Origin of the sequence: Pontibacter russatus (assembly GCF_009931655.1) — a bacterium.
Taxonomy (GTDB): Bacteria; Bacteroidota; Bacteroidia; order Cytophagales; family Hymenobacteraceae; genus Pontibacter; species Pontibacter russatus.
In genome coordinates this window covers 36,538-58,060 of sequence record NZ_CP047984.1, presented here as the reverse complement: position 1 = coordinate 58,060, position 21,523 = coordinate 36,538, and the positions used below count along the sequence as shown (strand labels likewise).

General features: G+C 53.5%; 18 protein-coding genes and 1 pseudogene. 11 read left to right on the top strand and 8 right to left on the bottom strand.

From position 1 onward, the window contains the following. Nucleotides 1–369: 369 nt before the first annotated feature. The 3 genes from GSQ62_RS00245 to GSQ62_RS00235 all read right to left on the bottom strand — a co-directional run bounded on the left by GSQ62_RS00245 (nucleotide 370) and on the right by GSQ62_RS00235 (nucleotide 4,005). Entirely contained in the window at nucleotides 370–735 is a 366-nt protein-coding gene (locus GSQ62_RS00245) for an endonuclease domain-containing protein (RefSeq protein ID WP_161887639.1), read from the bottom strand. A gap of 165 nt (nucleotides 736–900) precedes the next feature. Next, the gene (locus tag GSQ62_RS00240) at nucleotides 901–3,252 is read right to left on the bottom strand and encodes a GumC family protein (RefSeq protein ID WP_161887638.1); all 2,352 of its coding nucleotides are present in this window, start codon (nucleotides 3,250–3,252) and stop codon (nucleotides 901–903) included. Between the two features lie 30 nt (nucleotides 3,253–3,282). Then, nucleotides 3,283–4,005, bottom strand: coding sequence for a polysaccharide biosynthesis/export family protein (locus GSQ62_RS00235; RefSeq protein ID WP_161887637.1), 723 nt, complete (start codon nucleotides 4,003–4,005; stop codon nucleotides 3,283–3,285). Between the two features lie 416 nt (nucleotides 4,006–4,421). On the opposite strand from GSQ62_RS00235, the gene GSQ62_RS00230 reads away from it, so the two are divergent. From GSQ62_RS00230 to GSQ62_RS00205, 6 genes and pseudogenes are all read left to right on the top strand, one after another. Continuing rightward, nucleotides 4,422–4,907: a hypothetical protein gene (locus GSQ62_RS00230; RefSeq protein ID WP_161887636.1), complete on the top strand. Its 486-nt coding sequence runs from the start codon at nucleotides 4,422–4,424 to the stop codon at nucleotides 4,905–4,907. A 663-nt stretch (nucleotides 4,908–5,570) separates the two neighbouring features. Continuing rightward, a pseudogene (ligA, locus tag GSQ62_RS00225) lies at nucleotides 5,571–7,582 on the top strand (NAD-dependent DNA ligase LigA). Nucleotides 7,583–8,282: 700 nt separating this feature from the next. Continuing rightward, on the top strand, nucleotides 8,283–9,326 hold the full coding sequence (locus GSQ62_RS00220) for a sensor histidine kinase (RefSeq protein ID WP_161887635.1): 1,044 nt from the start codon (nucleotides 8,283–8,285) through the stop codon (nucleotides 9,324–9,326). Nucleotides 9,327–9,332: 6 nt separating this feature from the next. After that, nucleotides 9,333–10,070 carry a LytR/AlgR family response regulator transcription factor gene (locus GSQ62_RS00215; protein WP_161887634.1) on the top strand — a complete coding sequence of 246 codons (738 nt, stop codon included), beginning with the start codon at nucleotides 9,333–9,335 and terminating at the stop codon, nucleotides 10,068–10,070. Between the two features lie 195 nt (nucleotides 10,071–10,265). Continuing rightward, complete coding sequence (gene dapA / locus GSQ62_RS00210; protein ID WP_161887633.1) at nucleotides 10,266–11,135, top strand: 4-hydroxy-tetrahydrodipicolinate synthase; 870 nt, start codon at nucleotides 10,266–10,268, stop codon at nucleotides 11,133–11,135. 184 nt (nucleotides 11,136–11,319) lie between these two features. Further along, a complete protein-coding gene (locus GSQ62_RS00205) occupies nucleotides 11,320–12,174 on the top strand; it encodes a hypothetical protein (RefSeq protein WP_161887632.1) in 855 nt (284 codons plus the stop codon). A gap of 429 nt (nucleotides 12,175–12,603) precedes the next feature. Here GSQ62_RS00205 and GSQ62_RS00200 read toward each other — a convergent pair whose 3' ends face one another. Next, nucleotides 12,604–13,167, bottom strand: coding sequence for a hypothetical protein (locus GSQ62_RS00200; RefSeq protein ID WP_161887631.1), 564 nt, complete (start codon nucleotides 13,165–13,167; stop codon nucleotides 12,604–12,606). Between the two features lie 64 nt (nucleotides 13,168–13,231). Beyond that, nucleotides 13,232–13,939: a hypothetical protein gene (locus GSQ62_RS00195; RefSeq protein ID WP_161887630.1), complete on the bottom strand. Its 708-nt coding sequence runs from the start codon at nucleotides 13,937–13,939 to the stop codon at nucleotides 13,232–13,234. A gap of 149 nt (nucleotides 13,940–14,088) precedes the next feature. Here GSQ62_RS00195 and GSQ62_RS00190 point away from each other — a divergent pair, with 149 nt between their 5' ends. Both GSQ62_RS00190 and GSQ62_RS00185 read left to right on the top strand, forming a co-directional pair. Further along, the gene (locus tag GSQ62_RS00190; protein WP_161887629.1) at nucleotides 14,089–14,778 is read left to right on the top strand and encodes a hypothetical protein; all 690 of its coding nucleotides are present in this window, start codon (nucleotides 14,089–14,091) and stop codon (nucleotides 14,776–14,778) included. A gap of 68 nt (nucleotides 14,779–14,846) precedes the next feature. Further along, complete coding sequence (locus GSQ62_RS00185) at nucleotides 14,847–15,086, top strand: hypothetical protein (RefSeq protein WP_161887628.1); 240 nt, start codon at nucleotides 14,847–14,849, stop codon at nucleotides 15,084–15,086. A 77-nt stretch (nucleotides 15,087–15,163) separates the two neighbouring features. Here GSQ62_RS00185 and GSQ62_RS00180 read toward each other — a convergent pair whose 3' ends face one another. The 3 genes from GSQ62_RS00180 to GSQ62_RS00170 form a co-directional block, all read right to left on the bottom strand. Continuing rightward, a complete protein-coding gene (locus GSQ62_RS00180) occupies nucleotides 15,164–15,334 on the bottom strand; it encodes a hypothetical protein (RefSeq protein ID WP_237586857.1) in 171 nt (56 codons plus the stop codon). A gap of 847 nt (nucleotides 15,335–16,181) precedes the next feature. Beyond that, complete coding sequence (locus GSQ62_RS00175) at nucleotides 16,182–17,339, bottom strand: iron-containing alcohol dehydrogenase (RefSeq protein WP_161887626.1); 1,158 nt, start codon at nucleotides 17,337–17,339, stop codon at nucleotides 16,182–16,184. Between the two features lie 231 nt (nucleotides 17,340–17,570). Then, nucleotides 17,571–18,584 carry an NADP-dependent oxidoreductase gene (locus GSQ62_RS00170; RefSeq protein WP_161887625.1) on the bottom strand — a complete coding sequence of 338 codons (1,014 nt, stop codon included), beginning with the start codon at nucleotides 18,582–18,584 and terminating at the stop codon, nucleotides 17,571–17,573. 398 nt (nucleotides 18,585–18,982) lie between these two features. Between GSQ62_RS00170 and efp the strand changes: the two genes are divergently transcribed. The 3 genes from efp (at nucleotide 18,983) to accC (ending at nucleotide 21,482) form a co-directional block, all read left to right on the top strand. Next, nucleotides 18,983–19,546: an elongation factor P gene (gene efp / locus GSQ62_RS00165; RefSeq protein WP_161887624.1), complete on the top strand. Its 564-nt coding sequence runs from the start codon at nucleotides 18,983–18,985 to the stop codon at nucleotides 19,544–19,546. A gap of 3 nt (nucleotides 19,547–19,549) precedes the next feature. Further along, nucleotides 19,550–20,038 carry an acetyl-CoA carboxylase biotin carboxyl carrier protein gene (accB, locus tag GSQ62_RS00160; RefSeq protein WP_161887623.1) on the top strand — a complete coding sequence of 163 codons (489 nt, stop codon included), beginning with the start codon at nucleotides 19,550–19,552 and terminating at the stop codon, nucleotides 20,036–20,038. A gap of 100 nt (nucleotides 20,039–20,138) precedes the next feature. Next, on the top strand, nucleotides 20,139–21,482 hold the full coding sequence (gene accC / locus GSQ62_RS00155) for an acetyl-CoA carboxylase biotin carboxylase subunit (RefSeq protein WP_161887622.1): 1,344 nt from the start codon (nucleotides 20,139–20,141) through the stop codon (nucleotides 21,480–21,482). Nucleotides 21,483–21,523: the final 41 nt, after the last annotated feature.

Genomic DNA, 21,523 nt, shown 5'->3' with positions numbered 1-21,523 from the left:
TCCCCCTTTGAAGGGGGTGAGGGGGATGATTACAACTGCGGACAATCATACCACGGGTATATTTGATGCTGCTTTACCATAAAGCCCAAGCAGCTCGGGTATTTCCAGCCGCCTCTCATCCCCCTGCCCCCTTCAAAGGGGGACTTACTTTTCCCAGACTCTTTTAATACCTCTTGCCTAACATCATCATTTATTGGCTTTAACTTCAAACAATGCTGATCCATTACAGTACATGCGGACAATCATTTAGCAAACAAGTAAAGAAGCGGTTTATCTTTAATCAAAACTGTTTAGCTGCTTTTGGTTGCCTCTCATCCCCTACCCCCTTCAAAGGGGGGCTTTCTACCATTACCGAAGCATTACAGATGACTACCGCTGTAGACAAGCAATCCAAGCTATAATTGACCGTTCTACATTAGGCAGATCCCTCATTACTTCTTCATCTGTAAACCGGAGGGTGGTAAAGCCTAAAGCTGCTAATACGGTGTCCCTTTCTAAGTCCTCTTCCGTTTTAAAATTATGTGAATAGCCGTCTACTTCAATAACAAGCTTCAATTCCTTGCACATGAAATCAGCAATATAAGGACCTATCGGCCGCTGGCGTAAAAAGGAATAACCTGTTTTACCTTTACTTAATAACTCGCACCACAACCTGACTTCCGCCTTAGTGGATGTTGAGCGGAGGTCACTGGCAAATGCTTTTAGCCTCTTGTTGTAATGGTTGTTCTGCTCCATTGCTGTTGTGCTGCTTCTGTCTGCCGCTCATGCCCCTACCCTCCCTAAATGCTTCGGGACAGGCTCTTCAAAGGGGGACTTCACATACTTCCGCCGTGGCAGAAGTATGTTATCAAAACAAAAAGTCTCGAGTCTAACATCTTATATCTATCGTCTAATGTCTTTTTAAACCATTCGTTTCCACCAGGGCTTTCGCTGGGCATCCTCTGCATAGTAGCCATAACCATAACCATAGCCGTAGCCATAGCCATAATTGAGCTTCCTGTAATCTACGTCGTTAAAAAGAATAGCCGTATTCTTTATTTTTCCGGCTTCATACTGTTGCTGCAGGCTGGTGACGAAGCTTTTAAGCGTGTAGCCTTGCCGGATCATAAAGATGTTTGCATCAGCCAGTTGCATCAGTTCCAAACCATCTGACAGGATGCCAACCGGTGGCGTGTCAAGAATGATATAGTCATACCGCTTCCGCAGAGCTGCAATCAGCTCATCCATTCTACTGCTTAAAAGCAACTCCGAGGGATTCGGCGGAATATCACCTGAAGGTAAAATGTGCAGGTTCTCCTGCAGGGTAGTATGGATGATGTCTTCCAGGCCGGCATGTTCCGCCAGGTAATTGCTCAGGCCAACAGTGCTGCTGACGCCAAAATCGGTGTTGTTGTTGGGCTTGCGCATGTCGGCATTTACGAGCAGTGTCCGCTCGCCAGAAATAGCAAAGATGTAGGCCAGGTTTTTTGCGGAAAAAGTTTTCCCCTCGCCGCTGACAGAAGAGGTAATCACGAATATCTTCCCCTCCCCTGTTTTGGAACCCAGCATGAAGCGCAGGTTGGAGCGGACAGTCCGGAAGGCCTCTGCCAGGGCAGATTTTGGGTTCTGGTCGATTAAGCTGGCGTTTTCGTTCTTGTTGTGCCCGACAATACCAAGCAAGGGCAGCGTGGTATGGGCGGCAATATCTTCCGTGGAGCTGATTTTGTTGTTCAGTACTTCTTTCAGGAAAATGAACCCGGCGGGCAGCAATAACCCGATAAACAGGGCAATCAGGTAGGTCTGATCCGTCTTTGGGGATATTCGGGCTTTGACAGCGGCCGCATTCACCAGGCGGGCATCCGGGGTGGTGGCAGCCGTAGAAATACCGGCCTCTGCCCTTTTCTGCATCAGGAACACGTAAAGCCCTTCGCTCAGGTTGTACATGCGGTTCAGGTTGATAAATTGCCTTTCTGCTGCAGGCAGCTGGCTCAGGGAGCCCATCAGCCGTGAGACGCGCGCATTCAGGTCATTAATGGATATCTGGTTCGCCTGCTGCAGGTTGCGCACGTTTTCGGAAATACCAGCCAATAACTCCTTTGCCTGGGCTCTTGCTGCCTGTATCTGCGTAGTGACGATGGGATTCTGCGCGCTTTCGGAGTTCAGCGCCGTCAGTTCTAACTGCACCTCGATCAACTGCCCGATTAATTGGCTCAACACCGGGTCCGACACGCCAAAGGAAGCCGGGGCCACGATGCTCTCGGTCACGTCGCCCGCTGCGATATAATCGCTGAGGTAGTCGAAGTACTTTGCGTTCAGCAACAAAACGGCCTTTTCATGTTCCAGTGCCTGTATCTGTCCGCTTGTCTGCGCCCCCTCGTCACTCATAGTAAGCCCGGTGTTTTCCTTCTTGAATGTCTCTAAACGTCCCTCCACCAAAGACAGGGAATCACCGATCTGCTGAAGCTGCCTGTCGATGAAATCGATGGTGTTGACGGCCGTCTTATTTTTCTCCTCCAGGCTTTGGGAAATATAAGTTTGTACGTGCTGATTCAGGAAATCAATCGCTTTTTTTGTATTGTTCGTTGTTGTGCTGATTTCTAGAATAGATGTCCCTTCCACTGGCTTTATCGCCAGGCTACTGCTGTAGCGCCTGACCAGATCCTCCGGCCGGTTAACTTGAAAATATAGGATCTCCTCCGAAAAATTACTGTCGGTTTTAGTAACCACAAACCTGAAACCATCTAAATCAATCAGTCTCCCAAAAAAATAAAGGTTCAGTGAATCCGTAGCGCCGGAGCTGCTTATCCGGAACCTGTTGTCATCTATGACTTCATACCCTATAAGCGCGCCGTAGGGAATGGTGGCAGAGGTAGAGTCGATGATAACGTGTATGGGGCTCTCATTATATATCTCTGTGAAATTAACATCACCCTCCGCATAATAAGACACACCGAAATCCAGTGAACTGATGGTTTCGCCCACCATGTCATTTGACTTCAGCAGTACCGCTTCGTTGTTTAAATTTTTAACATCACCCAACAGTTTCCCGCCATACAAGAGGTTGACGGGTGCATTCGACAAATCTGAGGGGTCCTTGATAAGCACGGTGGTGCTGGCTTCGTAAACAGGAGGCGTATACCTGTTCACAAAATAGGCAACGGCTAAGGCTAACGGCACTGTTATTAAAAACAAGTACCAGTACTGCTTTAGCTTCTGCAGGATGTACTGCAAATCAATCAGGCTGTCTTGTTGTGGAATAGGTTCTGGATTCACGCCTAGGCAGGAGTAGGTAAAAAAGAATAATTATTGTGTTAGTCTGATTAGCAGCAATGTAATTGTTGACACCAAAGACAAGCCTAATGTGAGGTTTGTAAGGAGATTCTCCCTCAAGTATTTAGCGGTCAAGGGCTCTACCACAATCATATCGTTCGGCTGTAAATAGTAGTTGCTTTTAGCCAGGATGTCATCATCCAGCAGGCTGAATTTATAGAGCTTTGCCACCCCATTCTCGTAGCGAACAAGTTTAATCTCGCTTCGGTTCGAATAGGGGCTAAATCCGCCTGCCGTGGCAATGGCCTCCATCACATTGATATTGTCCTGGTAAGTGGTAAACTGCCCCTGGTTAGGTACCTCTCCGACGATGGTATACCGGAAAGTGAGCAGGCGCAGGTTCACGGTGGGGTCAGACAAGAAGGGCTGCAGGGCCTCCGTTACCCTGATGCGGGCATCGGGCATGGTTAAGCCGTTCAGGTTCACTTTGCCCACTGCTGGCAAGAGGATATTTCCTTCCGCATCCAGCGTATATCCGTTCAGCACCGGGTCACCCGCCCCAAAAGTAGTGGCACCGGATGCCAGGAAATCAAATTCGGCGGGAGTAGTGCTTTGCACCCGCAGCGACAGCACATCCCCTGGTTTCAGCATATAGGCCTGCGGCTTCAGGTCGAACGTCCGGAGCAGCTCATCGGCATTGGCCTGGTTCGCTACGTCCGGATTATCCTGCAGCAGGATGATTTTTTTCTGTGGCACGCAAGCAGAGAAGAAAAGGATTCCGATAAAAAGCCACAGGGCACTAAGGGTGTTGCGCATCTTCAATTAAACATGTTTACAGCAAACACAGCCTTCAAATTGCACTGCTTGCCCTTTATAAATGGCGAAATTAAATAAATATTGCGGGAGTATCGTTCTTTCAACTCAAAAATATCATAGGCTTCTTTCACGATTGCGACAACTCAAATCTCATTTACAGCCATAAGTTGCGCTGTCGCTAAACTTGCGGCCTCAGATAATTTCCTTAAGATGACAGAATTGGATCCTGCCTGTCCAGGCGAAATCATAGAATCACAACGCCAATCGTTCTGTCTTTAAAAAAGACAATTAATGTGTTTGTATCTCTAAGGCGTATTACGTATTATATATTGCCGTTAATCTAACCTAACTATTCTATGGCAAGAGCTTCCATCCAACTGATACAGGCGCTACATGAAACAGCGCAGCGGCTGGCGCAGGGCGCTGCCTACCAGTGGGGCCACATGGGCAGTTGCAACTGCGGGCACCTGGCGCAGACTATTACCCGCTGCAGCAAAGGCACTATCCACGGTGCGGCCATGTGGCGCCACGGCGACTGGCGGGAGCAGTTGCGCGACTACTGCCCGCAGAGCGGCCTGCCTCTGGATGAGATAATCGACCAGATGCTGGACCTTGGCCTGACGCGGGAGGACCTGGCACACCTGGAGCGCCTGTCGCACCCGGCCATCGTGCAGCGCCTGCCACAAGATAGGAAGCGCCTGCTGCACAACCGGCGGGAGGACGTGGTGCTGTATCTGGAAAGTTGGGCGGCCCTACTGGAGGAGGCGCCCCTGGGGGAGGTTCGGAACGATTCACCAAAAGCAAGCCAAACGGCAGCGTATGACCACCTGCTTACCTGCTGACAGAACTTTGCCATTGCTTTTTTATTCATGAATAACATGCTTTTAATCAGATGTATATGTAATCATAATTCAAGCAATAACTGATATTAAGCAAAAAGCAATGCAGTTTAAAAAGCCCTGTTTTAAGTCAAGCGTACATGGCGCGAGCTTCTTGTTTTTCTTTGCTACCCCGTAGGCCTCCTGCCTACATTTAATTATGCAAGTAGCCTATATATAGCCCCGGCGGCGGCGAAGCAGCGGATTGATATGGATATGTTTCCGGGATGGCAGCCTATATATAAATGCCGTAGGGTAGCAGGTCACGAGCGAGGACGGGCTGCATTCCCTGCTGCCTATCCAAAAGCGGATTACAAATCCATGTCTCCTCCCGTTTCTTTTCATCCTCTATTTCATTGCATTCTGTCTGTTATATAGAAAGTACGGGCTACAAGTGCGCACCAGCAGAGGATGTGACAATTACTGCTCATCCTGTCCATCCAATAAATCCTGTGAATCCTGATTCAGAAAAATGCCCCGCTGTGCAGGCGCTGCACTCAAAAGGCAGGGTGTTACCAGAAGCCTCCCTTTCAGCCATATCTTTCAGGAAAGTGCTAGCTAACTCTGCCCTTTACGCTGGTTTCTGTCTCCTGTTTCCTATTTTTACGGGAGAACAAGACAACCTATATGGCAGCAGAGCAAGAGCCGGCCCGGCAGATACAGGAGCTGACGGAGCGCATCAATCACCTGAACTTCCAATATTACCAGAACAGCATCTCTGAAGTACCCGATCTGGAATTCGATTTCATGCTTAAGCGGCTGCAGGAACTGGAGGAAACACACCCCGACCTGCGCCTGCCCAACTCCCCCACCCAGCGGGTGGGGGCAGCATCACCAAAAACTTCAAAACCGTCTACCACAAGTGGCCCATGCTGTCGCTCAGCAACACCTATTCCGCAGAGGAACTGCGCGAGTTCGACAACCGGGTCCGCAAAGCCATCGGCGAGGAGGTGGAGTACGTGTGTGAGCAGAAGTTTGATGGAGTGGCCATGAGCCTGACCTATGAGAACGGACTGTTGGTGCAGGGCGCCACCCGGGGCGACGGCACGCGCGGCGATGACATCACGGCCAACGTGCGCACCATACGCGATGTGCCGCTGCAGGTGCATGGCAAAGGCTTTCCGGAGGTGTTTGAGGTGCGGGGCGAGGTGTTTCTGCCGCTGCCCGTGTTTGAGCAACTCAACACCGAGCGCGAGGAGGCAGGCGAGCAGTTGCTGGCCAATCCCCGGAATGCCGCCTCCGGCACGCTGAAAATGCAGGACTCCGCTGTGGTGGCCAGCCGCAGGCTGGGCTGCTTCTCCTACTCCTTCCACTGCGCCCACAATCCCTTCGACACGCACGAGGAGAGCCTGCAGGCTATACAGAAGTGGGGATTTAAGGTGTCGGACACCTGGCGCAAGTGCAGCAGCATCGAAGAGGTGCTGGCCTATATAGCGGAATGGGAAACGAGGCGCTTCGAGCTGCCCATCGCCACGGATGGCGTGGTGGTAAAAGTAAACAGCTTTGCGCTGCAGGAGGAACTCGGCTACACAGCGAAGAGCCCGCGGTGGGCTATTGCCTACAAATATGCCCCTACAAGCGCCGCCACCAAACTTACGGGCATCCAGTACCAGGTGGGCCGCACCGGAGCCGTGACGCCTGTGGCCCTGCTGGAGCCGGTGCCGCTGGCGGGCACCGTGGTGAAGCGGGCCTCGGTACACAACGCCAACGAAATACAGCGCCTGGACCTGCGCCTCGGCGATGTGGTATATGTGGAGAAGGGCGGTGAGATCATTCCCAAGATAACCGGGGTGGATTTCAGCAAGCGTCCCGCCGACAGCCAGCCGATCGTTTACCCGGACGTGTGCCCCGCCTGTGGCACGCCGCTGGTGCGCGCAGATGGCGAAGCGCATTTTTACTGCCCCAACGAAGCGGGCTGTCCGCCGCAGATAAAGGCAAAGCTGGAGCACTTCATCTCGCGCAAGGCCATGAACATCGACGGCCTGGGCCCGGAGACGATAGAGCAGCTTTACCGGACCGGCCTTGTGCGCAACGCGGCTGACCTTTACGACCTCACCTTTGAACAACTGGTTGAACTGGAACGGATGGGGGAAAAATCTGCCAACAACATTCTGAAGAGCCTGGAGAAGTCGAAGGAGACGCCTTATGACCGGGTGCTGTTCGCGCTGGGCATCCGCTTTGTGGGCAGCACGGTGGCAAAGAAGCTGGCAGAGCAGTTGCCCGACCTGGAGGCCCTGCGCGGCGCGACCTACGAGGAGCTGCTGGCCATCAACGAGATCGGGGGCCGCATCGCCACCTCCGTTCTCGACTACTTCCAGAACCCGGAGCACGTGCAACTGGTGGAGCGGCTGAAGGCGGCGGGTCTGAAATTCAAATCTGAAAAAACTGCTCCGGCGATGGAGAGCGAGAAGCTGGCGGGCAGCACCTTTGTGATTTCGGGGGTGTTCCGGAGCATGAGCCGGGAAGAGCTGCAACTCCTGATCCAGAGCCACGGCGGCAAGGTGGTGTCTTCTATCTCCGCCAAGCTGTCGTACCTGGTGGCTGGCGACAAGATGGGCCCCGCCAAACTGGAGAAGGCAAACAAATTGGGGATCAGGATACTTAGTGAAGACGAGTTTCTGGGGATGCTACAGGAATAGAACCCGATGAAAGAGAGAAGGCACCGCTGCAAAGCAACGGTGCCTTTTACAGGTATACTCTAACAAACAACAAACTCTGCTTTGCCGGGGAACCTGGCAGGTACGGCCGACTCCGCCGCGCTGCAACGCGCCGTCGTCTCATCATGCGCCCCGCCTGGGGAAGTCCTGGCTATAGAGGCAGCGCCGGTGTGCCGTGCTGCCATCATGTTACAAGCTGCACATTCTTTCCGTCACTTAAAACTATATTATACCAAGCGCTGCTATCTATAGACCAATCCCGGCTGGTGCCTGTGGAGAGGTTCATCGCCGGAAAAACGGCCTTCATCGGCACAAAACAGGCTTTTGTATATACCTGCCCCTGGAAGAAGCGTTTACTGCCGCCTTTTGCTTAACTTTATATATTGCAGGTTGTGGTATATGTAGCTGCTGAAGCTCACCCTGCTAACATATAGAGCTATGTATTGCGCGGGCGTACGCGATGGTGAATGCTGTTACCGGGACTTCGCGCGGGACAAGCAAGGCGTATCATCAGACCCGGATGCTGGTTTAACGCCTGCACCAGGCAAGCACCCTTATATATAGCCAGTCACTTTCATCTTGCGGAACTTGGATTATATACTGTAAATAATATGCGCTCGATCTCCCAGGCAGCACGACGCTGCCTGCACGCTTCACCACGGCTGCTAACACTCCTTATTCCATGAACCTGTCTTTGCCAGAGGTGACCATCAGGAAACGCTACCAGATAGCGCTGCACATTGCCGGGTGGGTGATATTCGGCGCCTGGATCTTCTATTTCGTATATGCCAACCGCACGCTCTCCTTCAGTAAGGGCCTCGACATAGCGGTGGGGCTGCTCTTTCAGCTCCTCATCTTTTACTTTAACTGGTATGTGCTGATACCGAAGTACCTGGCCAGAAACCGCATCCTGCTCTATATAGCGGCGGTGCTGGCCACGCTGCTGGCGGTGGCGGTGCTGCAGGCCCCCTTCGATTATTTTGTGTTCAGGGAGTTTAACCCTGGCATGGAAAGCCTCTACAGCTACGAGCGCCTGCTGCAGTACGCGCTCGGCGGACTCGTCACCACCTTCATCAGCTCGGCGCTGAAAGTGACGGGAAACTATATCCGCAACGAGCGGCGCAACAAGGAACTGGAGACGCAGAAACTGATCACGGAGCTTGCCTACCTCAAATCGCAGGTAAACCCGCACTTCCTGTTCAACACCCTAAACAACATCTACTCATTGGCTTACAAGCAGCACCCCGAGACGCCGGACGCCATCATGAAACTCTCGCTGCTGATGCGCTACATGCTGTACGAGAGCAACGACCCGCTGGTGAGCCTGGAGAAGGAAGTGGACCATATCAACAATTTCATTGATCTGCAGAAGCTGCGCCTGCGCGAGCAGACCAGCATCAGATTTATCGTGGAGGGCGACCTGAAAGGGAAGCAGATTGCGCCTATGCTGCTGATGACGCTGGTGGAGAACGCCTTTAAGCACGGCCTGGTGAGCAAGAACGAGATTGGCATCAGCATGCGCCTGGAGGTAAAGGAGGATATGCTCACCTTCAGCACCATTAACAACACCAGCTCGCACAAGAAGCGCGAGTACGGCGGCATCGGCCTCGAGAACCTGCGGCGGCGCCTGAACCTGCTGTACCCCAATCGGCACAAACTGACGTTCGAAGAAAGAGAGGACGCTTTTTACGCTACCCTGAAACTACACCTGAGACCTAACACCTAAGAAACTATGACAGTACGTTGCATTGCCGTGGACGACGAGCCGCTCGCCCTGGACATTATTGAGAGCTATATCAGCAAGCTGCCCTTCCTGAAACTGGTGCGCACCTGCTCCAGCGCCACCGAGGCTATGCAGGTGCTGCAGGAGGAGCAGGTCGACCTGATGTTTCTGGATATCGAGATGCCGGAACTGACGGGCATCCAGTTCCTGAACATCCTCAAGCACCAGCCGCTCATCATCTTCACCACCGCCTACCCCGATTACGCCCTGGAGGGCTTTAACCAGGACGCGGTGGATTACCTGCTCAAGCCCATCCCCTTCGACCGGTTCCTGAAGGCGGTGACCAAGGCACAGGAGCGGCTGCAGCGCAACGGCAGGGCAACCGAGCCGGCCCAGCCCATCCCCGCTCCGCAGGCCGCCCCGGTGCAGGATTTTATGTTTGTGAAGGCCGACTACAAGACCATCCGCGTCGACTTCAGGGACATTCTCTGGATTGAGGGGTTGAAAGACTATATCATCATCCAGACCAAAGACCAGAAGATCATCACGCTGCTCTCCATGAACAAGATGATGGAAAAACTGCAGGACTCCAAGTTTCTGCGGGTACACCGCTCTTTCATCGTGTCGCTGCAGAAGATTGACAGCATCGAGAAAAGCCGCATACGCATCGGCAACAAGGAGATACCCATCGGGGAAGTATACAAAGAGCAGTTCCTGAAATGGGTGGAGGAAAATAATATTCAGTAGAATTACGATTTCCGCGTTACGAATTGCGTGTTATACGTTGTATTTGAATGGCTTACATACCTTTACTTCAGCTAATCGATATCCTGCGATGATTCTAGGCGATGCTGCTGTGGGCGTGCGTCAGTCCTGTTTCTGGCGGTCCTGTTTGCAGAAATCAAATCATAATTCGTAATTCGTGGTTCGGAATGGAATACAATGATTAGAGAGAAACTAAGAGGAACGGGTGTGGCGCTGGTAACGCCGTTCACAAAAGAGCTGGCTGTAGACTACGACGCGCTGCAGAAACTGCTGGATTTTGTGCTGGAGGGAAACGTGAACTATCTGGTGGTGAACGGCACCACCGCCGAATCGCCCACGACCACAGCCGCTGAGAAAACGGCCATACTGGCTTTCGTGAAACAGCACCTGAACGGGCGCGTGCCCCTGATGTTCGGCATCGGCGGCAACAACACGCAGCAGGTAATCGAAGCGATAGCCGCGACAGACTTTGATGGCGTGGATGCCCTCCTCTCGGTGAGCCCGGCCTACAACAAGCCTTCGCAGCAGGGCATCTACCAGCACTTCCTGCATATCGCAGAGGCCTCGCCGGTGCCCGTGATGCTCTACAACGTGCCGGGCCGCACAAGCAGCAACATGACAGCCGACACAACCCTGAAACTGGCCCTGCACGACAACATCATCGGAATAAAAGAGGCATCCGGCAACCTGGAGCAGTGCCTGCTCATCGCGAGGCACCGCCCGGAAAACTTTATGCTGGTGAGTGGCGACGACATGATGGCCGTGCCGATGATGTCTTTCGGGGCCGAAGGGGCCATATCCGTGCTCGCCAACGCCTATCCTGCCAAGTTCAGCAGCATGGTGCAGGAGGCGCTTCAGGGCAACTTTAAAGCGGCGGCGGACCTGCTGCTCAGCTTCGTGGACCTGAACCCGCTGCTGTATGAGGAAGGAAACCCCGTTGGCGTGAAGGTGCTGCTGGAAAGGTTCGGCATCTGCTCCCCCGGCGTTCGCCTGCCGCTCGTGGAAGCCTCGGCTGGCCTGCGCGACAAAATAGACAAGCTTTTATAGCCTGTATATGCTGCTTGTTATCAGCATATATAAAAAACATCATGTGCAGGTTTATCTTTGTTAAAACAAAGCATGTCACCCTGCTTATCTGTTTGTCAGGCCAAATGATGCTTCTGGCTTTGCGAGCCTTTCCCTTTCAAAGACGCCGGAACTCCCTGCATAAACTTCTCCTTTGAAGATAAACATGCCATATCCCCGCCTGCTGTTGCCTTTTAGCCTGCTCCTGCTGCTTGGCTGCCGCCAAAGCACAGAGACCACTCCCCCGGCAGCCCCCACCGACCATGTCGTGCAGGAGGATTCCGTGAAAGAGCCTGCCGCACCAGCGGCCACGGACACTCCCATGCAGGCAGCACTTACTTTAGACACGACAGGACTCGCGCCTGCGCCTGAAACGCCGGTAAAGCTTCTGCTGGAGGGAACCTACCATAAAAATGAAGTATGGCGCGGCGCCGAAAAAGAGGACTGGCTTGGTGTTTTCCGTACAGCGGAGGGATATGAACTGCGCCCGGCGGAGTTGCATATCAACACTGTAAAAGACCCCGTGCTGGACAGCGCCAATGTGCTCTCGGGCCGTGAAGTGGTGGCCGCTGACACAAACGCCCTGTTCTTTGTAGCCGGGCTGCGCCGTGCCACAACGGGCCCTGTAGACACGGCGGCTTTTCATGTTACCACCCTCCCCGCCAACAAAGCACTCACCTATACCTTTGATGGCAGGGAGTATACCATAGAAGCCTACGGCGACAGCGTGGAACAAGCCTCCGGGAAGTACAGCTACAAAAATTATGGCTGGAGAGTGTCGGGGCGCAAGAATGGCCGTCAGGTTAAGCAAACCCTGGTGGAGGACCAGCGCTTCAAGGACTCCATCTATGTGTTGCTGTGGGCTGGCGACGTGGACCGCGACGGCATCCCGGACCTGCTCCTGGACCTGTCGAACCATTACAACATTTCACGCTACGCGCTGTACCTGTCTTCCATGGCCGAACAGGGCAATCTATATAAGAAGGTCGCTGAATTTAAAGCTGAAGGCAGTAGAATATAAACCACACAGCATGAGCCATATATAGCCTTTGTTCTTCTTGATTTGTCATTCTTACGACTTGAATCCACCTCATCCATGTGAGGCTTAACTTACAGGGAAAAACGTGCAGCCATTCAAATGGAAGCAGCGGCCCTATCTAGAGTTCTTATACCGGTGAAACATGGCGGCAAGTTCACAGCTTGCGAATTTATATTTTGGATCATGCCTTTACATAATGAACTCATATATAGCCACATTTGCGCTGCCGCTAAACTTTAGCGAGAATCAAATTATGTATAACCTATATAGAGGGACGTAAGAGCGCAAAGCGATAGGGACTTACGCTGGATTACCACATGAAGAAAGGCGGCAGCTATATATAGCTGCCGCCTTTCTTCATGCGGCTGGCTGCTGATGCGCTTTTTAGCCTGCCGCTATATATAAATTGCTTCAGCGGTTATATCCACCGAAGTGACCGTAATAACGGTTGTTGTCCCGGTCGCGGGTGCCATAGTGGTCGTTACCGAAATCGCGGAAGGTGTCCTCGTTCCCATAACCCGACTCGTGGCGGAAGCCGTGGTTGCCCCGGCTGTCGAAGTCGCGGTAACGGTCGCCTTCCTCCGGGTTGTCGTAGTTTGGATTATAGCCCTGGCTGTAGGTGTAGTGGCGCGGCCGCCGCGCATATGGCCCCTCACTATAGGGGAAGCGGTCTACTGTGTCCAGGTCGTTCTCGGCGCCATAAGGCAGGCCGTAGTCTGAGCTCCTCGGATGGTCGGAATAGTTTGAGATGTCATACATTTCGTTGTACCGGTCTCTCCTATTCCCTTCCCGACCTCCGCTGCGGCCATACTCCCGGCTGTGCTGCAGGCGGTAATGCTCGCCGGGCTCGTGTTGGGTATCTCCCAGACGGGCATGTTCTCGGCCATGGTAAGGGCCGGCCTGACGGGAATAGCCCTCCTGTTCATGGTAGCTGCGGCTATAGTCGCCGTAGTTTCTATTTCTGTCTTCTCTCATGATTTTGCTTTTTTATCGAGGCGCTAGCGCCTCCGGTTCAATACATCATTCCCTGTCAGTTCATCTAGCGCCTGTCTCTGCCACGCATGTAGTCGTAGCGGTCCCCGTGCTGGCCGCTATCCTCCCGGCCGCGGTCCATGCTGCTGTAGTGGCTGCCTTCGCCGTAGTGTGGCGTGTCGCCGTCCGTGTAGTTGCGGCCTGCAAAGCCTGCGCTGTAGTCGTCGTCGTACATGCGGTTGCCCTGCTCGTATCGGCGGTACGACTCAAAGTCGCCGCGGGAGCCGCGTGCCCAGCCGCCCTCGTTCTCTCCGCGGCGCACCTCGTGGCCGAAACGCTCATCAGCCATGCCATACCTGTTGTGCGAATGTCCGTTATCTCCAAAGGCGCTATAGTCCCGGTCCCTGTAGTCGGCGCGTGAGTCGTAGTGGCGGGAAGAGTTATGGCCGTCTTCCCTGAAATAGGTCATGCCGTAAGGATTGTCCGGGCTGCTGTTCCCGCGGGTATAATCGTCGCCGCTGTAGGGCGCCCCACCCGCACGAAAGCGACCCTGTGGGCTCATCTGGCGCTGGTCGGCGTTGCTGCTAAAGCTGCTGTCGTCGCCGTACTGGCTGAAGGAGTTATCGCCGTAGCCTCGGTTAAAGTGGCTGTCGCGGGGATAGTTGCCGCGGTCGGAGTTCTGCCCATGGTGGTGGCCATGCAGCCAGCGCGGCTCGCTGTCGCTGTTGGCTGCGTCATAATTTCTGCTGTGGTTATCGCTTCTTTCGTCTCTCATAGCTTCTCGGGTTTAGCTGTTGCGGTTTAACATACTCTCTCTTTTTACGGGAGCAAGCACACGATGGGTTAGCGCCACCGCGGCGTGAGTAGAAAAACCCAGGCGTTTCGCAAGCGTTAAAGAGATATATCACCAAACCCACGACGACTATGGAAAGAAACGAATGGAACAGCAGGCGGGGCTACGACAGCGACAGGAACCGCGCGCACGGCCACAGACGCCAGGTGGATGAGGACAGCTACCGCGGCGCCTACCGCCTCGACACCACCAGCGACCACCGCCACGAGACCACCTGGGACGGTTTTGACCGACGCAGCGACAGGAGCCGGCGCGGCACAGACTACAACCTGGATTATAACCGCAACTACAACAACGACTATAACCGGAACTACAACAGCGACCAGCGGCGCGAACATTCAGGACGCGAACATTCAGGAGAGGATGACTACAACCGCGACAGCCGCTCCGGGTACCGCGGCGGAGATTACGGAATCCGCGAAGAGCAGTTTCGTCCGACAAGCGGAGGCTACAATGTGCGCTTCGGCGGCAGAAGCGAAAGGCTGGAACACTCTTCTTCCGGCGCCGGCAATTTTGACGCCGACTACCGCCCCGACAACTTCGGAAGCGGCGGCGGGGCCAACTACGGCAACATGGCCGGTTCCCTCAGCTACGGATACGACGGGGACTATAACGCAGACCCGGACTGGAACAGGCAATATGACCCACTGACCGGCCAGCGCCGCAGCTACCACGGCCACTACGAGAGCCGCCACCCGGAGCGGAGGCAATACCGCGAGAACAATAGTCGGCGCGGCCGCCACGAAAACGGCTGGTTTTAAAGCCATATGGCCACTACATTAAAAGAGGGATACATAACCCTCAGCGTTTTTAACTAAAATTTATGAAGATGAACAAGAGCGATAAAAGCAAAGGCAAACTGCAGGACGAGAACTTAAATAAGACCATCAACAAAGGAAACAGCGTACCGAATATCCACCCTACCGGCAAAAGACAGGAAGAGGCCACTGAGGAGGAAATCCGGAAGGGCAAGGTAGGCGGCGCTCCATCGCAGCAGAGCGGCAGCCGCGGCAGCGCCGACGTGCAGGACGGCGGGCAGGATGTGGGCAGCAGCGCCGGAAGCCATTAACATAACTCCCATAAACAAGGAAAGCCGCCTGTGTAGGCGGCTTTCCTTGTTTATGGGAGTTTAAATCAAATCAGTTGCTATTGTAATTCTTCCTGCTCCATATACTCCCACATCGCGTCCTCGCTGGAGCCGGTTTTGGCAGCATAAATCAGCATGGTGGTATATACCCCGATAAGCAGGAAGCTGAGCGGAATGGAAAAGATGAACGAGACAATCAGCGTCTTCACAGGGTCCAATTTCGAGCTCATCTTGGTGGAGGCGTACCAAAAAAATAAAATATTGAATATTCCGGAAAGCGCTACGAGATTGATGATGTCTATCATTGGTTAAATTTATCGTCAGGTTGTGAAGTCCGGGTGCTTTGTTGGTAAAAATACGATGGTTCTTAATCCTGTAAGGCCATCCATTGCTGTTCTGAATCTCTCTTTATCAAAATAGCTTAGTGCAATTTAGAGGGAAGCATTCTCAAACACAAGCTTTCGGAATAAAAAATTAATATAAAGTTAACCCGCCCCTGGTATATATACTTATTTATATATACAATAGCTTTTGTATTATTCTTCAGGCAGTTATGACAGTGAGGGAGAGCTCGCAGGTGAAATTCCCCCCGCTTTAAAATTCAATCCTGCTAATTGCCCCGTTCCTGGTGCTTCCCGGTAACATAGCTGATAGGAGTACCAGTTTCGGGATTTACATTTCTCCATCCTTGAAGGGCTTTGCCTGATTCAAGTTTCACTTTTCCCACCTTGGAAGGCATGGCATATATGGCGCGAGTGTCTTCGCCTGTGTCTACTATCACAGGGCCTCCGGCCGGTATTTATATACAGGCAGCTTTTATATATAAGCTTGGCGGTAGCGAAGCTGTACTGCGGATTGAAACTGATGAGTTCACGGCGGACGAAAGATTTCCGAAACGGAAGCATGAACTATATAGGCGGCTGGTGGCCGTGGGGTTGGCTTCACCAGCTAGGTCGCTTGCGCCATATATGTCCTGACTCAGAGGGGTACCAGATTTCTTTACTTTATGACCGATGTCAGTTATATATAAAGCCGCCGCAGTGCTTCTGCGGCGGCTTTATATATGCACGGGCAGCGTTACAGGCTCATTTCCAGAATCTTCTCCACATCTGTCACCTGTATGTCGGCCCGCTCACCGAGGTTTTTCATGCCCCGCTCTTCTAACCGCCCGACGATAGTTTTGATCGTGTCTTCCCCCACTTCGTAGTCCGTCAGTTTGGTTTTGATGTCCATCGACTCAAAAAAGGAAATAGTGGCCTGCAGGGTGGCCTCCAGCCGTTCGTCCTCTGTACCAGCGCTCACACCCCATACGCGCTCGCCGTACTGCAGCAGTTTCTCTTTTTTGGTGCCGCTCTTGTAGCGCAGCAGCGCGGGTAGCACCACAGCGAGCGTACGCGCATGGTCGATTCCGTGCAGGGCTGTCAGTTCGTGGCCGATATAATGCGTGGCCCAGTCGGTGGGCACGCCAACCCTGATGACGCCGTTCAGGGCCATCGCTGCGCTCCACATGATGTTGGCCATCACGTCATAGTTCTTCGGGGCCAGCAGCGCCTTGGGTCCCTCCTCCCTCAGCGTCAGCAATACGGCCTCCGCCATCCGGTCCTGCAGCGGCGCGTTCACGGGGTAGGTCAGGTATTGCTCCAGCACATGCGTAAAAGCATCCACCACGCCGTTGCTTATCTGCCGCGGCGGCAAGGTGAAGGTGGTCTCCGGGTCCAGCACCGAGAATTTCGGGAAGGTATGGGGGCTGCCAAAGGAGAACTTCTCTTTCGTGGCCACCCGCGTAATCACGGCGCTGGCATTCATTTCAGAGCCTGTGCCGGGCAGCGTGAGCACCGTGCCGAACGGCACCGCAGCTTGAACCGGCGCGTGCTTTGCCAGCAGGTCCCAGGGATCTTCTCCCTCGTAGGCCATGGCCGCCACAATGAACTTGGTGCCGTCAATCACGGAGCCCCCGCCCACCGCCAGCACAAAATCTATCTTCTGGCGTTTGGCTATGTCCACGGCCTGCATCAGCGTCTCGTAGTGCGGGTTTGGCTCTATGTTGCCGAACTCAAGCACCGTATGGTTTTGCAGGGCGGCCATCACCTGCTCGTATACGCCATTCTTCTTGATGCTGCCCCCGCCGTAGGTCATCATCACGCGGGCATCGGCAGGTATCTCTTTGGCGATGGCGCTGATCTGCCCTTTGCCGAAAAGTATTTTTACAGGGTTGTAAAATGTGAAATTGTTCATGGATGCTTTATTGGTGTTTTATATACAGTATGAAATGCAGTCTGCTCACAGCCGTGCTACGGCATGAGGCCATATATTGAAAGGACACAGGTGGCAAGGCAGAGGAATTTATTATCGCTCAAATTTAGAGTACATGATACAGGAATCGAGTAGATTCCAAGGATATTGTGATTGATTTATGCAGGAGTTGATAGACAGGAAAGCCCACAACAGGCCGCCGGAGCACATTTTCTATGCTTCCCGCTCAGCCACTTTCACGAGCAGTTTGCCGGTGTTCTCGCCGGTAAAAAGGCCCAGAAAAGCCTCCGGAATATGTTCAAAGCCTTCCTTGATGGTTTCCTGGTACTGCAGTTTCCCTTCCTTCAGCCAGGATGCCAGTTCCCGGGCGGCCGTTCCGAAATCGCTGGCGTAGTCGTTCACGATAAATCCTTTCATCAGGGCGCTGTTGCGGAGCAGGATGGGCTCCACGCGCAGACCTGTGGGAGGAGTGGTGTTGTTATAAAAGGCGATCTGGCCACAGACGGCGATGCGCGCAAACTTGTTCAGCGACAGCAGCACGGCATCTGAGATGGCACCGCCCACGTTGTCGAAATAAACATCCACGCCATCGGGGCAGGCCTGTGCCACAGCCCTGTTAATGTCGCCAGTAGTTTTGTAGTTGATGGCTTCGTCGAAGTGAAGCTTGTTTTTGAGATAGTCGATTTTTTCGTCGGAGCCGGCAATCCCCACCACGCGGCAGCCTTTCAGCTTCGCGATCTGGCCCACCACTGTGCCCACGGCGCCAGCCGCCCCCGACACCACTATCGTTTCGCCTTCTTTTGGCTGGCCTATATACAGCAGGCCGAAGTAGGCTGTCTGGCCCGGCATCCCTAATATGCCCAGGTGGTAACTCAGCGGCGCCACCTCCGGATCTACCGCGTGCAGTCCCTTGCCTGTATGCACCGTGTACTGCTGCCACGGCAGGCTGCCTACCACCACTGCTCCTTTTTGCAGTTGCCCGTTCCTGCTCTCCACCACCTCGGCCACTACGCCGCCCATAAATGGCTTGCCTACCTCGTACGGTGCGGCATAGGACCTGGCATCGCTCATGCGCCCCCGCATATAGGGGTCTACGGATATATACAGCGCTTTCAGCAGCACCTCTCCCGGCTGCAGGGCAGGCACTTCTGTTTCGGTGATTTTAAAATTGTCTTTGCTGGGCGCGCCGTGCGGGCGGCTGTTAAGCAGGATGGTTTTACTCTTCATGGTTCCGGGTCAGGCTTGGCGGTTTACCTGTTACACGCAGAACCGGCCACTACAGTTTTTAATGGCCGCGGCAGCCACCTGCTTTCTCTGCCTGGCTGGCCCCGGAACAGCAGCTATATATGGCGCTTATATACTTCAGGCCCTAATGTGTCAACCTTATTGGTTTTTGATGCCCGGTGTCCTCAGCCAAAACAGTCAATTGAGGAACTACCCTTCAGATTTCACAACCCGGAAAGTAACCTTTGCGGTACTCCAAATTCACGGGAGGATGGGGCGGAGGGGCACTTCTGGTTTTCTTTGCCAACATTTACAGCAGAATGTATAACTTTACATTGCAAGACAAAAAAAACAAAATTACTTTTACCCTCTATTCACAACGCAAAAAAGAGTTTACCAGTATGGCAACCACCGCTGATATTAAAAACGGATTGTGCATGGAATACAACAACGACCTCTATGTCGTCATTGATTTCCAGCACGTGAAACCCGGAAAAGGACCTGCTTTTGTTCGGACGAAGCTCCGAAACATCAAAACCGGCAAGGTACTCGACAATACCTTCTCTGCCGGCCACAAAATCACCACCGCCCGTGTGGAGCAGCGCCCCCACCAGTTTATATACAAAGATGACCTTGGCTACAACTTCATGGATATGAATACGTTTGAGCAGGTTGCACTGGAAGATCACATGGTGCCTTTTGCCGATTTGATGAAAGAGGGCCAGGAGGTGACGATTCTGTTCCATGCGGAGACGGAGACGCCCCTTACCTGCGAAATTCCTCCTTTTGTGGAGCTGACCATCACCTATACCGAGCCGGGGCTGAAAGGCGATACCGCCACCAACGCCTCGAAACCCGCCATAGTGGAGACGGGTGCTACCATTCAGGTGCCTTTGTTCATCGGCCAGGATGAAAAAATCAAAGTAGACACCCGTACCTATTCATACGCAGAGAGAGTTAAATAAAACATGAAAGCTAAAGAAATCCAGGAACTCATCGACTTCATCGCCAAATCCGGCCTGAACAAAGTAAACATTGAGACAGAAGAGTTTAAAATATCGGTTAAGCGCGACCCGGACCAGAAGGTAAAGTATGTAAAGGACTCCGGCGCGGCCCCGGCCCCCGCACCGGCCGCCACTCCCCTGCCTGCCCCGTCTGCCGCCCCTGCTGCCCCGGCCCCTGCTGCGGCAGCTCCCGCCGCCAGCGACGACAGCAGGTATGTGGCCCTCAAGGCCCCGATGATCGGTACCTTCTACAGGGCGTCCAGCCCCGAAAGCCCCATCTTCGTGAACGTGGGCGATGAGGTGAAAAAGGGCCAGGTCATCTGCATCATCGAAGCCATGAAGCTGTTCAATGAGATTGAGGCAGAGGTATCCGGCAGGATTGTGAAGGTGCTGGTAGACAACGCCAACCCGGTTGAATACGACCAGCCGCTGTTCCTGGTAGACCCATCATAATTAAAAATTAAAAATTAAAAATTAGAAGATGGGAGATATAGATGTCAAAACCCATCCCAGCTATTTTTAATTTCTGATTTCTAATTTCTAATTGAAAAATATGTTCAAAAAGATACTCATCGCCAACCGTGGCGAGATTGCCCTGCGCATTATCCGGACGTGCAAAGAGATGGGGATAAAGACGGTGGCCGTTTACTCCACCGCCGACAAGGAAAGCCTGCACGTGCGCTTTGCCGACGAGGCTGTCTGCATTGGGCCCCCTCCCAGCGCGCTGTCGTACCTCAACATCCCGAACATCATCGCGGCTGCGGAGATCACCAACGCGGACGCCATCCACCCGGGATACGGCTTCCTGTCGGAGAACGCCGAGTTCTCCCGCATCTGCGCCGAGAACCACATCAAGTTCATCGGGGCCACCCCGGATATGATCAACCAGATGGGTGACAAGTCGTCTGCGAAAGCCACCATGAAAAAAGCCGGTGTGCCGACCATTCCGGGCTCGGAGGGACTGCTGAAATCGATGGACGAGGGCCTGAAGATAGCGGCCAAGATCAAATACCCGGTTATCCTGAAGGCGACAGCCGGCGGCGGCGGCAAGGGTATGCGCATCGCCCGGAACGAAGCCGAGTTTGAGAAAGGCTGGAACGATGCCCGCACCGAGGCCAAAGCCGCTTTCGGAAACGACGGCATCTACCTGGAGAAGTTTGTGGAGGAGCCCCGCCACATCGAGATTCAGCTGATAGGCGACCAGCACGGCCACGTGGCGCACCTCTCGGAAAGGGATTGCTCCATCCAGCGCCGCCACCAGAAGCTGGTGGAGGAAACCCCCTCTCCCTTCATCACCGACAAGCTGCGCGAGAAAATGGGCAAGGCGGCCATTGCGGGCGCCAAAGCCATCAACTACGAAGGGGTGGGCACCATCGAGTTCCTCGTGGACAAGAACCGTGACTTCTACTTTATGGAGATGAACACCCGCATACAGGTGGAGCACCCAATCACGGAGGAAGTAATTGATTTCGACCTGATAAAAGAGCAGATAAAAGTGGCTGCGGGCGAGAAAATATCCGGGAAAAACTACTTCCCGAAGATGCACGCCATCGAGTGCCGCATCAACGCCGAAGACCCCAAGAACGGCTTCCGCCCCTCCCCCGGAAAAATCACCACGCTGCACATGCCGGGTGGCCACGGCGTGCGGGTCGATTCGCACGTGTACTCGGGCTATACCATTCCGGCGAACTATGACTCGATGATTGCCAAGCTGATCGTGAGCGCCCAGACCCGCGAGGAGGCGCTGGTGAAAATGAAGCGCGCGCTGAGCGAGTTTATGATAGAGGGCATCAAGACAACGGTCCCCTTCCACCTGAAGCTGATGGACGACCCCGGTTTCAAGGCCGGTAACTTCACCACCGCTTACCTCGATAATTTTAATTTCAAGGATTTATAAGTTCCGCCTGCAACACGAAAAAGCCCCGGCCATATACCCAT